This window comes from Leuconostoc carnosum (genome assembly GCF_014207505.1).
Classification (GTDB): Bacteria; Bacillota; Bacilli; order Lactobacillales; family Lactobacillaceae; genus Leuconostoc; species Leuconostoc carnosum.
Genome location: NZ_JACHGL010000003.1, coordinates 147042 through 162622 on the forward strand (window position 1 = coordinate 147042; position 15581 = coordinate 162622).

Annotated in this window: 15 protein-coding genes; 4 read left to right on the forward strand and 11 right to left on the reverse strand. The window is 38.1% G+C overall.

Going from position 1 to position 15581, the window contains the following annotated elements:
• Positions 1-123 precede the first annotated feature (123 nt).
• Genes HNQ98_RS04360 through HNQ98_RS04390 form a run of 7 tightly spaced genes read right to left on the reverse strand, consistent with a single transcriptional unit; the run spans position 124 to position 6324 of the window.
• Positions 124-438 (reverse strand): metal-sulfur cluster assembly factor, encoded by a 315-nt coding sequence (locus HNQ98_RS04360; RefSeq protein ID WP_014973788.1) that lies wholly within the window; start codon positions 436-438, stop codon positions 124-126.
• Positions 435-1865 carry a Fe-S cluster assembly protein SufB gene (gene sufB, locus HNQ98_RS04365; protein ID WP_014973787.1) on the reverse strand — a complete coding sequence of 477 codons (1431 nt, stop codon included), beginning with the start codon at positions 1863-1865 and terminating at the stop codon, positions 435-437. Before sufB ends, HNQ98_RS04360 begins: the two co-directional genes overlap by 4 nt.
• Before the next feature lie 2 nt (positions 1866-1867).
• Positions 1868-2311, reverse strand: coding sequence for a Fe-S cluster assembly sulfur transfer protein SufU (gene sufU, locus HNQ98_RS04370; RefSeq protein WP_014973786.1), 444 nt, complete (start codon positions 2309-2311; stop codon positions 1868-1870).
• Positions 2298-3524, reverse strand: a complete 1227-nt coding sequence (locus tag HNQ98_RS04375; RefSeq protein ID WP_014973785.1) for a cysteine desulfurase — start codon at positions 3522-3524, stop codon at positions 2298-2300. Before HNQ98_RS04375 ends, sufU begins: the two co-directional genes overlap by 14 nt.
• Positions 3505-4686, reverse strand: coding sequence for a Fe-S cluster assembly protein SufD (gene sufD, locus HNQ98_RS04380; protein ID WP_014973784.1), 1182 nt, complete (start codon positions 4684-4686; stop codon positions 3505-3507). The genes HNQ98_RS04375 and sufD overlap by 20 nt, the downstream gene beginning before the upstream one ends.
• A gap of 1 nt (position 4687) precedes the next feature.
• Positions 4688-5488, reverse strand: a complete 801-nt coding sequence (sufC, locus tag HNQ98_RS04385; protein WP_014973783.1) for a Fe-S cluster assembly ATPase SufC — start codon at positions 5486-5488, stop codon at positions 4688-4690.
• Complete coding sequence (locus tag HNQ98_RS04390) at positions 5485-6324, reverse strand: helix-turn-helix domain-containing protein (protein ID WP_014973782.1); 840 nt, start codon at positions 6322-6324, stop codon at positions 5485-5487. The genes sufC and HNQ98_RS04390 overlap by 4 nt, the downstream gene beginning before the upstream one ends.
• Positions 6325-6713: 389 nt before the next feature.
• Here HNQ98_RS04390 and ilvD point away from each other — a divergent pair, with 389 nt between their 5' ends.
• Genes ilvD through HNQ98_RS04405 form a run of 3 tightly spaced genes read left to right on the forward strand, consistent with a single transcriptional unit; the run spans position 6714 to position 9841 of the window.
• Entirely contained in the window at positions 6714-8459 is a 1746-nt protein-coding gene (gene ilvD, locus HNQ98_RS04395; RefSeq protein ID WP_014973781.1) for a dihydroxy-acid dehydratase, read from the forward strand.
• A gap of 24 nt (positions 8460-8483) precedes the next feature.
• A complete protein-coding gene (locus HNQ98_RS04400; RefSeq protein WP_014973780.1) occupies positions 8484-8804 on the forward strand; it encodes a metal-sulfur cluster assembly factor in 321 nt (106 codons plus the stop codon).
• A 41-nt stretch (positions 8805-8845) separates the two neighbouring features.
• Positions 8846-9841, forward strand: coding sequence for a bile acid:sodium symporter family protein (locus HNQ98_RS04405; protein WP_014973779.1), 996 nt, complete (start codon positions 8846-8848; stop codon positions 9839-9841).
• Between the two features lie 61 nt (positions 9842-9902).
• Here the strand turns inward: HNQ98_RS04405 and HNQ98_RS04410 are convergent, their stop codons facing one another.
• The 4 genes from HNQ98_RS04410 to HNQ98_RS04425 all read right to left on the reverse strand — a co-directional run bounded on the left by HNQ98_RS04410 (position 9903) and on the right by HNQ98_RS04425 (position 14098).
• Positions 9903-10871, reverse strand: coding sequence for a DMT family transporter (locus tag HNQ98_RS04410; RefSeq protein WP_014973778.1), 969 nt, complete (start codon positions 10869-10871; stop codon positions 9903-9905).
• Positions 10872-10968: 97 nt separating this feature from the next.
• Positions 10969-12315: a DEAD/DEAH box helicase gene (locus HNQ98_RS04415; protein ID WP_014973777.1), complete on the reverse strand. Its 1347-nt coding sequence runs from the start codon at positions 12313-12315 to the stop codon at positions 10969-10971.
• A 44-nt stretch (positions 12316-12359) separates the two neighbouring features.
• A complete protein-coding gene (locus HNQ98_RS04420; RefSeq protein WP_014973776.1) occupies positions 12360-13361 on the reverse strand; it encodes a Gfo/Idh/MocA family protein in 1002 nt (333 codons plus the stop codon).
• Positions 13358-14098 carry a GH25 family lysozyme gene (locus HNQ98_RS04425; protein WP_135198020.1) on the reverse strand — a complete coding sequence of 247 codons (741 nt, stop codon included), beginning with the start codon at positions 14096-14098 and terminating at the stop codon, positions 13358-13360. The genes HNQ98_RS04420 and HNQ98_RS04425 overlap by 4 nt, the downstream gene beginning before the upstream one ends.
• Positions 14099-14299: 201 nt before the next feature.
• On the opposite strand from HNQ98_RS04425, the gene HNQ98_RS04430 reads away from it, so the two are divergent.
• Entirely contained in the window at positions 14300-15529 is a 1230-nt protein-coding gene (locus HNQ98_RS04430) for an aminopeptidase (RefSeq protein ID WP_014973774.1), read from the forward strand.
• Positions 15530-15581: the final 52 nt, after the last annotated feature.

Below are 15581 nucleotides of genomic sequence, written 5' to 3' on the forward strand. Positions count from 1 at the left end.
ATTCATATTATTGTTATTCATGCTCTTCATGTGATTTTCTTCCTTTTATTTAATAACAATATAGTACTTCGGATAATCAAAAACTGCAAGCCTAACTTAAAAATATTCCAAATGTATATATTTTCAGATCAAACCAAGTGATACTTTGGCGTAGCGAGACATCCGATCAAATGTCCAAGCCGGTTGCCATGTTAAGGATACATGTGTTTCAGTCACTTCAGGTAAAATTTTTAGTGCATCATCAATTAGCGACTCCAATACACTTAACAACGGACAACCCATTGTCGTCAGCGTCATATTCACCTCAACACGTCCAGATTCGCTAATTGCCACGTGGTTGACCAGTCCCAAATTAACAATATCAATCTGTAATTCTGGATCTATAACTGTTGATAAGACTTCTAATATATCTGCTTCAATTTTACTTTTTTCATTCATCCAACTGAACCCACCATTTCAAATTTCATCAATCGGTTAAGTTCAACAGCATATTCCATCGGTAGCTCTTTTGTAAACGGTTCAATAAAGCCCATGATAATCATTTCTGTAGCTGTGTTAGCCGAAATACCACGAGTCATTAAATAATACAATTGTTCTTCTGACACACGAGAAACTTTAGCTTCATGCTCCATTGAAACATTACCATTTAAAATCGTGTTATAAGGAATCGTGTCTGCCGATGATTTATCATCTACTAAAATAGTGTCACATTCCACATGAGCAAATGAACCGTCCGACTCACGCCCAAATTTAACTGTCCCACGATAATCTGTCCGACCACCATCATGAGCAATCGATTTTGACACAATGGAAGAAGATGTATTTGGCGCATTGTGAATCATTTGTGCACCAGAGTCTAATTGTACCCCTTCTCCAGCTACAGCAATGGACAGCATTGTGCCACGTGCCCCTTCGCCTTCTAAATAAACTGAAGGGTATTTCATAGTGGTCTTAGAACCAAAATTACCATCAACCCATTCCATTGTCGCATTTTCATGTGCAGCAGCTCGCTTAGTTTCTAATGAATACACATTATTAGACCAGTTTTGAATCGTCGTATAACGACAATAGGCATCTTTTTTCACGATAACTTCAACGACAGCAGCATGTAACGCATCCCCTGAGTACATAGGCGCCGAACAACCCTCGACATAATCCACATGCGCGCCCTCATCAACAATGATTAATGTCCGCTCAAATTGCCCCTCATTCTCAGTATTAATTCTAAAATACGATTGAATGGGTGTTGTTACGTGGACGCCTTTGGGTACATAAATAAATGTGCCACCAGACCATACTGCGGCATTTAAAGCAGCTAGTTTGTTATTAGTGGGCTTAACTAATGAACCAAAATACGCCTTGATTAACTCTGGGTATTCTTGAATAGCTGTATCTGTATCTGTAAAGATAATACCAGTTTTAGCAAATTCTTCTTTCATGCGATGATAGACTACTTCAGATTCATATTGTGCTGAAGACCCTGCCAACCACTTACGTTCAGCTTCTGGTACGCCTAAACGCTCAAACGTTTCTTTTAATTCAGTTGGTACATCATCCCAATCTCGGTACTTTTCGTTAGTTGGTTTATTATAGTAATAGATACCATCGAAATCAATCTCACTTAAATCAGGCCCCCAAGTGTGCATTGGCATATCTAAATAAGTTTGATATGCTTTCAAACGATAATCCAACATCCATTCTGGTTCATTTTTATGTGCTGAAATCTGACGAACAATATCTTCGTTTATACCTTTACCAGTAGAAAAAACAGCTTGGTAATCATCTTGAAAACCTAACTCGTAAGCTTTACCAGCACCAATAACTGCCTTTGTCTCTTCAATAGCTTCTTCACGATTATTTGCCATAGTTATTTTGCCTCCTCTTTTGAAAATAGTAACGCTTGCAACGTATGCCAAGGCAATGTCGCACATTTAATTCGCGTTGGAAATTTAGTCACCCCAGCTAGTAGTTGTGCCTCCCCTAACGTGTCAGTATCTACTTGCTCGCCCATGGTCATTTTTAAGAAATTATCCATTAGTTGTTGAATTTCGGCTTTATCTTTACCGATGACAAGATCAGTCATCATCGACGCAGATGCTTTCGAAATTGCACAACCATCACCATAAAAATGAATATCTGTTATCAAATCCCCTGATAACTCAACCGATATTGTTATTGTATCACCACAGGTTGGATTGTATTTTGTGGCTTGATTGCAGTCTGTTGTTGCTACTGGTCGATAGTGGCGTGGATGTTTAGCGTAGGCCATTACAGACTGACGATATAAATTGTCTAAATTATGCAAACTCATGACTAAAATACTCCTTAATTTGCTCAAGCACTGAGATTAATCGATCAATTTCAGTCATTGTATTGTAGCTATATACACTTATCCGGGCTGTCGCGGAAAGATTCAACTTAGTCATTAATGGTTGTGCACAATGATGCCCTGCACGTACTTCAATACCTTCTTGATCCAATGCTGTCGCCAAATCATGCGCATGAATACCAGCTAAATTAAAGGCAATAACACCTGTATGATAGGCAGAATCTTGTGGTCCATAAACAGTTAACCCGGATATAGCCAATAATTTGGGCAAAGCATAGGCAACAAGTTGACGTTCATCATTTTCAATTTGTGTCATACCATATGCCGTTAAATAATCAATTGCTGCTCCTAAACCAATAGCGCCGGCAATATTCGGTGTCCCAGCTTCAAATCGCCAAGGTACTGGCTTGAATGTGGCTCCCGTAAGACTAACGCGTTCAATCATTTCACCACCAAATTGTGCCGGTGTCATTTGTTCCAGTAAAGATAGTCGACCATATAAAACACCGATGCCGGTTGGACCCATCATTTTGTGACCTGAAAAAGCAAAAAAATCAACACCTAATGCTTGCACGTCAACTACCATATGCGGAGCAGATTGGGCACCATCCGCAATCATGATTGCTCCATGTTGATGCGCAATGTTGGCAATTTCCTGAATGGGATTGACCACGCCTAAAACATTTGAAGCATGCGCGATTGACACAATTTTAGTCTGATCGGTTATTTTTTGAGCCAAATCAGACATGTCAAGCGTCCCATCAGAATTTAAATTAACATATTTTAATTTAGCACCCGTTTTCTGAGCTAATTGTTGCCAAGGGACAATATTTGAATGGTGTTCCATATAAGAAATCACGATGTCATCATCTGCGGTTACATGTGCGACACCATATGTACTAGCTAGCCAATTGATGGACTCTGTCGTACCACGTGTAAAAACAATTTCTTTACGATACTTGGCATGAATAAATGCTTGTACTTTGTCACGGCTAGCTTCATAAGCGGCTGTCGCCCGTTCCGATAAATCATAAATACCGCGATGGACATTAGCATTATCCACTTGATAATAGTGTGTCATTGCGTCAATGACTTGTTTTGGCTTTTGCGATGTCGCAGCATTGTCTAAATAAATCATACGTTGACCATTGATTGTTTGATTTAATATCGGAAAATCAGCTTGTTTCATTTTCATCTTGTAACTTTCTTTCAATTTCATCAATAATTAACTGTTGAGCAAATTTTGTTGGCATCTTAGCCAAGACTTCACCCATAAAACCACGAATAACAAGTTTTCGGGCTATTTTTTTACTAATACCGCGACTCATTAAATAATACATTTGGTTTTCATCAATTTGTCCAACAGAAGCCGCATGCCCAGCAGTGACATCATTTTCATCGATTAATAATAAGGGGTTCGCGTCGCCACGTGCGCGTCGTGATAACATTAATACACGTGATTCTTGCTGCGCATCAGCACCTTTTGCACCCTTAATAATTCTGCCTATACCATTAAAAACAAGTTTCGAGCGATTCAAAATCACACCACGTTGAAAGATATGCCCCACTGAATGGCGACCACTATTTTCAACCGTTGTCATGATGCCTTGCACCTGTTTTTTAGAGGATAATGCAATCACCTCTGCATGCGATGTGGCACCTTCGGCACGTAAATGACTTTCCAATTGCGTGATAACATTGCCATCATTAAATGATGCATTTTCCCAGTTAACTGTAGCATGTTCAGTAACTAGCGCCTGCCGATTGATATAGGCTGTTGTCACATCAGAAAAGGCATCAACGTTAGCATAGGTTACCTGTGCACTTGTTGCTGCAATGATTTCAATAACCACCGAAGCTTTGGATTTTACTTCACCCAGCGTATGCATTTGTTGAAAAATTGATAATTTCACACGGCGACCGACATATATTACAATACGAGCCATCATGTCTTGACCTTGAGTTGCCACATGATTAAGAGCTAGCTGCAAAACATCATCTACTTGTGTATCATCTGGAATATAAACAAAAATTCCGGTATTAAAATAATGAAAATTTTGTGCTACTAAACGATCAGTTGTCGCTGGAATCACTTGACCAACATATTGCGATAATAATTCTGGGCAAAGTGCTTGCGCTTTTAACATACTCATAACACGCACACCTTGTGCTGTTAAAGCATCTGGTACGTGTTGGTAAGCTGTTGCTTGACCGTTCACTTCGATACCAAATGCCTGATCATTAATATAGTGGCGTTCCTTTACTTCAGCTAAAGATGGTTCAATTTCATCTAAATGCCAACCCGAATAACGTACCTTAGGAAAAATCGGCATATCTAATTCTACCGTCTTATTCATATTAACCCTCCACAAAATATGAGTTAGCATCTTCATCCGTCAAATGCGCATCTATACCTAATTCATTACGGAGACCAGCATATCCTTCTGACTCTAATTTTTGTGCTAACTCTGCACCACCTGTTTTCACAATACGACCATCCATCATCACATGAACAAAATCCGGCACAATATAAGTCAATAATCGTTGATAATGTGTAATCATCAATGTACCAAAATCATCTGAACGCATCTCATTAACCCCTCGAGACACAACTTTCAATGCATCAATATCTAATCCTGAATCAATTTCATCTAAAATCGCAATTTTAGGTTCAATCATCATCATTTGTAAGACTTCATTACGCTTTTTTTCACCACCAGAAAAGCCCTCGTTGAGATAACGTTCAGCCATTTCTTCAGACATCGAAAGAAACTCACGTTTTTCATCTAGCTTATTAATAAAATCCATCACATTAATTGGATCATCTTCAGGACGACGTGCATTGATAGCCGCTCGCATAAATTCAGCATTTGTCACGCCTTGAATTTCAGAAGGATATTGCATGGCCAGAAACAAACCAGCGCGTGCACGTGCATCAACACTTAATTCAGCTAAGTCTTGATCATCCATATAAATATGTCCTGATGTCACTTCATAAGCCGGATGTCCCATAATTGTTTGTGATAAGGTTGATTTTCCAGTACCGTTTGGACCCATAATAGCATGAAATTCACCTGTCCTAACTGTTAAATTCAATCCCTTTAAAATTTCCTTACCTTCTACTGAAACATGTAAATTAACTATTTTTAACGTTGTCATTTTTTCCCCTTTTTACGTTGACTAACTTTGTCTAAAATCTCTTGATTACCATGCATTTTAGCAATCACACGCGCATTTTCAATCATTTCATTAACGATAAAACTTTGATTATGCCAGATATCTCCTGCTTCAACTAGTAACCAGAATAGATTTTCTAGGAAGTAAGTACGGTCATTCTTACTTGCTATATCAATACCAATTGCAGCCCAAGCCATAGCTTCCGTATGCTTTTTAACAGCCATTTGATACTGAGCTAATAAATAAAATGTCATTAATTGAAAAATAGAATACTGCCCCGATATAATCACTTCACGATGTTTTGCCAAATCTTCAAACATCTTTTGTGCATCGCCACGTTCATTTATCATTAAGTAATAATGTAGTGTAATAGCATAAAAAGCATATTTTTGCGTTGATGGTAGCGCTGGAATATCTATTTTAGTAATGATTTTTTGTGCCTGATCAGTATCCTGCTGCCACATCACAGCTGCAAAATACTGTGTTAGTTGATAACTATTGCTTTCTGCCTTACCTAATTTGCTCGGTACAATCTCCTGAGTGTCCTGCCTAAACCGTTCAATATTTTGATAGCCCATAGCTATGATAACATTAGATAAGACATCTTTACTTTTCTGTTGCTTAATTTGAACTGGAAAAATATCATTTAATGTTAAACCAAGTCTTTCACATAGCGTGACCATGATGTCAATTGCCGGAATCTGTTGATGATTTTCAAACTTCGATAATGTTGCTTGTGTACAAACCCCCTTTGATAAGGCCACTTGAGAAATTTTCAGTTTTTTCCTTGTCCCAATAAATTTTTCAACATCAATCATTATTTCCCCTTCTATCTATAAAAAAAAATCACCCTAGCTGTCACTACAGCTAGGGTGATTTTTGATTATTTCCCAACTGTCTACTAAATATATAGTAGACATTCACTCCAAATATGCCTACCTATTAACAAATAATAAGTAGACTGAGAATGATTTGGTTGTTTTTTACATTTTTCATAATGGCCTCGTTAAAAATCAAATAAAAATAAACATGAAGTAATTATAGTTCTAATATTAAAAGTTGTCAAGAATTTTATCATAAATTAACCGACTTAAATAGCAAACAAAAATTAAATCAATATAATATTGGAATATCTCATTGACTGTCTTACGAAGGTCTATATAATTAAACCATCTATTAAAAATTAGAAAATAAGGAGAATATACACATGGCAGACACTTTTTCTTTTAACGTCAACTCAGATGATATCAAAAAAAGATCAGATCATATCAAAATGGGTATACATCAAGCACCGGCACGTTCACTACTTTATGCTACTGGGCAGGTTAAAGATCCCGAAGATATGAAGAAACCCTTTATTGCAATTTGCAATTCTTATATAGAAATTGTCCCGGGTCACGTTCACCTACGTGAATTAGCAGAGGTAGCAAAACAAGCCATTCGCGATGCTGGTGGCATTCCGTTTGAATTTAACACAATTGGTGTGGACGACGGTATCGCCATGGGGCATCTAGGTATGCGCTACTCTTTACCATCGCGTGAACTAATTGCTGATTCAGCTGAAACTGTTATTACTGCTCACTGGTTTGATGGTGTTTTCTTCATGCCAAACTGTGACAAAATAACACCAGGTATGATTATGGCTTCATTACGTTGTAATGTCCCTTCAGTTTTTGTTTCTGGTGGCCCAATGAAGGCTGGTTTAGATGCTCATGGCAAAGCAACAACATTGTCTTCTATGTTTGAAGCAGTGGGCACTTTTAAATCTGGCCTGATGTCTCAAGAAGAATTTTTACAGCTAGAACAAAACGCTTGCCCCACTTGCGGTTCATGTGCAGGCATGTTTACTGCGAATTCAATGAATACCTTAATGGAAGTCATGGGTATTGCCCAACCCTTTAACGGTACAGCTTTGGCAATATCTGATGAACGACGCGAGTTAGTGCGTGAAGGGGCTAAAAACCTCATGCGTATGGTACGTGATAATGTCCGACCTCGCGATCTTATCTCAAAAGAATCTTTGGATGATGCGATGGCACTGGATATGGCAATGGGTGGATCAACCAATACTGTACTACATATTTTATCAATCGCTCATGAAGCTGGTATTCCATATGATCAGTCAGATATCAACAAAATAGCCGAAAAGGTCCCTTACTTATCAAAAATTGCCCCATCTTCAAAATGGGCAATGGAAGATGTTCATAATGCTGGCGGTGTGCCCGCCATCGTTAACGAATTAATTCGTATGGGTAACATTTTACATCCGGATCGCATGACTGTTACTGGTAAAACATTGCGTGAAAACGTAGCCAATCACCCAATACTCAATGATGAAATTATTCGTAAATTTGATGTTAACCCCTACTCAAAAGAAGGTGGTTTATCAATTTTATACGGTAATATTGCGCCCAAAGGTTCCGTTATCAAAGCCGGTGGTGTTGACCCCAGTATCAAAACTTTCACTGGTGAAGCCATCGTCTTTAATTCAGAACAAGAAGCCGTAGAAGCAATTGATTCTGGAAAAATTCATGCTGGTCAGGTTTTGGTCATCCGTTATGAAGGACCAAAAGGTGGACCAGGTATGCCTGAAATGTTAGGACCAACATCTGCTATCACTGGTATGGGACTTGGTAAAGAAGTTGCACTAGTAACTGATGGCCGTTTTTCTGGTGCTTCACGTGGTATTTCGGTGGGCCACATTAGCCCAGAAGCCGCTGAAGGTGGGCCAATTGCACTTGTTCACGATGGTGACAAAATTACCATTGATTTAGTCAATCGCACAATCGATTTACATGTTGATGAACAAGAATTAGATGTACGTCGCCAATCCCTGACACCATTCATGCCAAAAATTCGTAATGGCTGGCTAGCACGTTACCAAGCTTTGGTGACTTCAGCTAATACAGGCGCTGTTCTGAAAGGTGCCGATGAGCTGTTTCCTAAACTATAACAATTAACTGATGAGGATCACACTATGGAGAATACAACAGAAAATCTGGAAGATCGTATATTATCAGCTCTATCACAAGTCATTGATCCCGAATTGCGCTGTGATATTGTTAATTTAGGTTTAGTATATGGCTTAACCATGGCTTCCGATGGCAATCTCACTGTGAAACTTACCCTAACCACTATGGGCTGTCCGTTAACTGCTGTCCTGGAAAAAATGATTATTAATGCACTAATGCCTTTGGAGGAAATTAACCAAGTGTGTGTGGAATTAGTATGGGAACCAGCTTGGTCTGTCAACAACATGAGTCGCTATGCAAAAATGGCGCTTGGCATACATGCATAACAACTCAGTACCATTAAATATACTATTATTAGGAGAAAAATATGATTAAATTGAAACGCGTTTCAAATTTTCTAACAAACTACTTTACTTTGTTCGTGATTTTAGTTACTTTACTAGCTATTTTCATGCCAAACCCAGGCACATTATTAGCTACCACAAAAATTGGTCACTTGTCAGCAGTTTCTATTTTATTAATGATTGTTTTATTCGGCATGGGTATCACACTAGCACCGACTGATTTTAAACGTGTTGCAAAAAATCCACTGCAAGTTATTCTAGGAACGGTTGCGCATTACGTGATCATGCCATTGATCGCATTTATGCTTGTACATTTGTTTGGCTTAACTGGTGCTGCAGCTGTTGGTGTCATTCTTGTTGGATCAGCACCATCTGGTACGTCTTCCAATGTGATGTCGTTTTTGTCTGGTGGTGATGTGGCCCTAGATGTTTCTATTGGACTATTATCAACGCTACTAGCACCCGTGATGATTCCAACACTGTTAAAATTATTAGCTGGCAGATGGGTTAAAGTACCATTTTCGTCAATGTTCTTTTCGGCATTTGAAATTGTGATCATCCCAATTGTATTAGGTGTCATTGTTCATACTATTTTTAAGCAGCATGTTCAAAAGATTATTGAGGTCATGCCTTTGATTTCTCAAATTGCTATTTTAGTCATTATTTTAGCCGTTCTTTCTGCTAATTCACATACTATTTTGGCAGTTTCAACATTAATTTTGATTCCCGTTGTTATTTTACACAATTTATTAGGTTATTCATTAGGATTTTTGTTCTCAAAATTGATGAAAATGGATATACCACAACAAAAAGCCATTACCTTTGAAGTCGGTATGCAAGATTCTGCCTTAGCTTCGACATTAGCTATTTCATTTTTTGAACCTGCTTCAGCTATTGCTGCGGTCATATTCTCAGTATGGCACAATGTCTCAGGATCTGTATTAGCTTCTTTATGGAAAAAGCATTCAGAAAAAAAGCCCAAAACATCACCAGCTTATACAATTTCCCCAGAAAACTAATTTAAAAAAGCAGACAATTTATAAATTGTCTGCTTTTTTTAAATAATAATTACGCCAAAACTCACTCTTTGGCAGTTTGGTAAGGTCTTGTGTTTTGTTTGTCAGCAAATCGATTGCCAATAAACATTACTGTTGACCCGGTAACAATAACTACAACACCAATGATAGTATTCAACAGTATCTGTTCTTGTAAAATAATTAAAGCTAGTATTGGTGCTAAAGCTGGCTTGATGAAGAAAATTAACGAAGCCGTAGAAACATCCCCTGCTTCCATCGCTAATGCGTACAATACATAACCCGCTGCCGTAATACCGACCGCAATATAAAGCAACATCCAAATATCGTCTGCGTTTATGCCTTGAATAATGGGCACATTAGAGAAATTACGTAACGCCACTGAACCGCTCATGACCTGAGCAACTACATGAATATGTGATATACCAATAATAACAAGTAATTCTAATGCACCAGCAATAAATGAAAAGCAAGTCATTGCCAATCCATCATAGCCACGTTGCATTGAATATCGTCGTGTAATAATAGCATACAAGCCAAACGTCAAAGCACTACCTAACGATAATGCAATACCTAGAGGATTAGTCAAATGTATTGGATTAACAATAATCACTAAACCTATCATAGAAATAATAACTGCTAACAAGTTTGTTCGACTCAGCGTTTCATGTAAAATGACGTAGCTGAACAATAGCGCAAAAATAGGATTAGAACTAAATAATACCGCAACCGTTGATGCCTTATCAATTTCAACAGCAATTTGGTATAAACTCATACTAATAACAACACCAACTAAGCCGGTCAGTAAAAACATTCGCAAATCACGTCCTATGATACGAATATGTCGTTGTTGCATCCGATGTATGGCCAAGGGTAACAAGACCAAGCCACCTATGCCAAAACGCAAAAAATTAATTTGCGTACCATTAAATTCACTGCCCGCTAATTTTAGCGCAATCTCCATTGAACTAAACAAAAAAGTTGAAATGAATACATAAATATAAGCTTTTTTCATTATACATCCCTGTCATTTAATATATTTCCAGTATATTACTTTTTGGCCGCGGTGTTAAATTATTTTCTACATCAAATAAAAAAATGATGCTTACACATCATTTTTCGTCATGCTTTTTTGCCCATTTAGGTTTACCTTTATTTTTTGAATCTTTCAAACGCTTTTTCTTCTTTGGCTTTTCAGGCACAGCATCAATTGCTGCTTTAAGTGATGGTTTCTGATTTTTAGTCACATGCTGTGTACTTGTAGCTTGAATTTTGCTTGCTGATGGCGCTACCTCAACTACTTTGTGCGCTAGCCGAGGTTCTTTTTTTGGCGTTTGAGATATTGATTCATCTTTAACTTTAGTTTGCTTTTGATCCAAATACTGATTGGCTGCTTTAACCAAATGGAAATCATCACCTAATTCACGCTTTAAATCACGAATATCATGATCATTTCCCAAGTTCAACACCCGCCCAGCTTTACCCATACGACCAGTACGACCTGTACGATGGACATATGTTTTTTTACGTTCTGGTAATTGTGCATTGACAACCAATGGCAAATCTTCAATATCTAATCCACGAGCAGCTACGTCGGTCACTAACAAAAGGTCAACCTCTCCTTGTTTGAACAAACGTAGGGCATCCGCGCGCTGAACTTGACGCTTGTCGTTACTACCAATACTCATCACACTCACATGCGCATGGCGTAATGTAGCCTGCATGTTAACTAACCCACTAATCGTATTGAAAAATACAAGTGCTTGTTGATGTTGACGTGCTAGCTGTACCAATACAGCAGCTTTTGCTTTTTGATCAACATACTGAAATTCATGCGTAATTGCAGTCGGTGCGTCAGTGCCAACCGAAATTGGATGAACAGTTTGCGAAAATGTTTCTGCTACATATTTCAAATCAGCACCCGAGGTTGCTGAAAACAAGCCTAATTGTATCGGCTGTGGTAGTTGAGCAGCCAATTGTTCTAAACTTTCATGGCGTTCATCATTCATCATGGCATCAGCTTCGTCGAAAATAACTGTTTTAAGGTCATTTAGTTTCAAGACATGACCATCAATCATTGTTAACACGCGACCTAATGTACCGACAACAATATGTGGCTTATCTTTTTTTAACTTATCAGCCTGACGGCGCCCATTAGCACCACCGATTAAGCTAGTAACAGAGACACCAACATAAGCACCCCACTCACGAGCTACTGCTGTCGTTTGCATGGCTAATTCTTGACTGGGCGCTAAAATTAAAACCTGTGTACGCTTACTTGTCGCATCTATACGCGACAGAATTGGTAAAATAAAAGCTAGCGTCTTGCCGGTTCCCGTTGGTGCCAAGCCAAAAATACTGTCACCTTTGGCTAAACGATTCCAAACCGCATTTTGAATAGGTGTTGGTTCATCGAATTGTGCGTTAAATTTTTCTAGTAGTTCTGGTTTAATTGTCATTAAAATTCTTTCTGAAATGGCGATGCCATTAAAATATGTCGTTGCTAATTTTGCAGTTCATCAGCTGGGAAAACGATACCAGCTGACTGACGCAAGTCAAAAAGTGTTTGATTGACCTGTTTTGCTAACTGGAACCATTGATTATAATGTTCATGCTGTGCTACTGGATCATTAATTATATCAGCAAAATCCTGTGCTTCTTTAATCATTGGATTATCAGCCACTTTTTCACTAATAGTGTCAGCATTCCCCTCACCATCATAATACTTAACTTCTTCAAGTTCTGCAATATTTGATATCACAATGGTTTCTTTCAAACCATAAATTTCACTGGGTAAATAAGAATTAGCACTTTTACCAAAAAGAAGTGTCACGTTATAATCATCGAAAAACAAGTTAGCTGTTCCCTTACCATCAGCACCGTTTCTAAGTAAAGTTGGTAAATATTGTACAGCTCGCGGTGTGCCAAACAAAGAGATAGCCGCATACAATGGATAAACGCCCAAATCATACAACGCACCACCACTAAATTCGCGTGTTAGAACATTTGGCTCGTCACCGGCTAAATAAGCATCATAACGCGAAGAATACTTTTGGTAAACAAATGTTGCTCCTTGCAATTGGGTGAGTTCACCCATTGTTTGTTCAATAATTTTAAAGTTAGATTGGTGCACATGTCGCGCCGCTTCAAAGAAACGGACATCGGGATGTGACGCCAGTAGCTCTTCAATAATTGCAAACTCTGTTGGATTACTGAAAGCCGGTTTTTCTACAATAACATTTATCCCTGCTTCAATAGCTGCCTTAGCCTGTTCAAAATGTAAAGCATTTGGAGAAGCAATATAGACAGCGTCAATGTTAGTGTATAAGTCACTTAACGTGGTCACAATTGAGACGTCATTAGTAGATAACGTACTTAAAAAATTTTCCCCACGTTCAATTGTACGAGAATAAATTTTTGATAATTCATATGCTGTTGTTTTTTGTGCCGCCTCAATGAACATTTTTGTAATCCAGCTTGTACCAATAACACCTAATTTAATCATTTTATGTCCTCAAATTGCTTTCTCGTGCCGTTAAACACGCTTGTTGGCATTTTAATGGCTTTCAACCCTGTACCAATGGTGTGATCTTCACTATATTGAATAAATTGATTCTCCTTTGCTGTATTCTTGAGATTATCTTCAACAAGCCAGTACTTCGTCTTCGAAATAACGGTGCTCAATCTTTTTTGCACGTCCGGCGTTGTGTAAATAATCGCTGATTTATTGTAATGGTCATTAAGAATTGTAATCAATTCAGCTAAACGCTCCTTGTCTGATCGCGTCGATACTTGCCTTGAAGCCACAGAAATAGCAATTGGTAGCTGTCCTACTTGATTGCCCACATGATTAATCAAATATTGCGCTTGTGTGGACGCATCTGTCGTTGAATCATATGTTTGCAGCGTACCCACTTTTAAACTAGCTGCTTCCGCACGTTTATAACTAGTTTGATAATTATCTTCGGTAAATGAATCACCAGTCGTGGCAGCTATATAAGCAAAATTAATCCCGTTATTAGCTAAATTAGAATAATCAACATAGCTTGATGGCTGATTAATAGCCACTCCCTGCATTGAAAATCCAGCAGGTGTCGCGTCAGAATTCACAACAGCTGGCTTAGTAAAGATCCAGACAGAAAAAGAACTTATAATTCCTACTATGATAAGAAAAGAACTAAACCATGTTAAAGATTTTTTAGATTTAATTTTTTTTGATGGCGTGTGTGCGTTGTTTGTCATACTTCTATTATACAAAAATTATAGGAAATTAGCGCTATAATGTCCTGGAATTTATATTAAACTTATATCACAAATAATGAAAAAACAATAAGTTTCTATTGAAGATAGTAATTTTAAATGAGATAATAATGAAACACAACAAATATTATGGAGGCTAAATTGGTTAGTTATTTGACCTTGTAACTACCATACATTATAATCATGTCACTTGAAACCAAATTAAATCAGTACGCCCAACTCATTATTAAACGTGGCGTTAACGTCCAACCTGGGCAAACAATTATTTTATATGCCGCTGTTGATGAAGCTTATTTCGCACGTAAAGTCGTTAACGCAGCTTATGCAGCCGGCGCAAGGGAGGTCGTTGTTGAGTGGTCAGATCAGCAAATTGACAAAGACTTCTTATCTCACGCGCCCATTGAACGATTAGAATATGTCCCTAAATATGAGATAGACAAAGCTAATACACTCATGGATAATTTTGCCTCACGCATTTCTTTACTCTCACAAGATCCAGATGGATTAGCCACTGTTGATTCCAAACGACTATCTACTTACTTAAAAACGAAACAAAAAGCGCTAAGTCGTGTTCGTGAGGCAACTATGAAAGACGACATTTCATGGCTAGTTGTCGCTGCTGCTGGACGCGCTTGGGCTGAAAAAGTGTTTCCAGATTTGCATGGCGAAGCTGCTGTTCAACGGTTATGGGAAGAAATATTAAAAGATGTGCGTATTGATGATAATTCAGATGCACTTGAAAATTGGCAAGCTCATATTACAACTTTGCAAGAAAAAGCAGACTGGCTAACTTCGCAAAACTTTAAAGCATTACACTATAAAAATAGTCAATCAGATTTCACAATTGGTTTAGCCACTGGACATATTTGGGAGGCTGCTATCTCGTCCGATAAAGCAGGCAACACTTTTATACCAAATATGCCAACTGAAGAAGTTTTTACTGCACCTGATAATCGCAACATTAATGGTCATGTTGCAGCTACTTTACCGCTCTCTTATCAAGGTAATCTCATTGAGAATATCACATTAGATTTCAAAGATGGTAAAATCGTCAATGCATCTGCAACTAAAGGATTAGATGTGTTAAACCAAATTATTAACACCGACGACGGTGCTAAATCACTTGGCGAAGTATCATTGGTCCCAGATCCTTCCCCAATTTCACAAGGTCATGTTTTATTTTATAACACATTATTTGATGAAAATGCTTCAGATCACCTAGCTATTGGTGCCGCCTATGCCTCAAATATTATTGATGGTAAAACAACCAATCCCAAAGATCTCGCGTCTCGCGGCTGGAATATTTCAGATGTTCACGTTGATTTCATGATTGGCTCTGCTGACATGTCAATTGATGGTATCACTCAAGATGGTGATATTATCCCTGTATTCCGTTCTGGCGATTGGGCTTAATATATAATTAAAATGACCTGGATCTCAACATATAATGAGATTCAGGTCATTT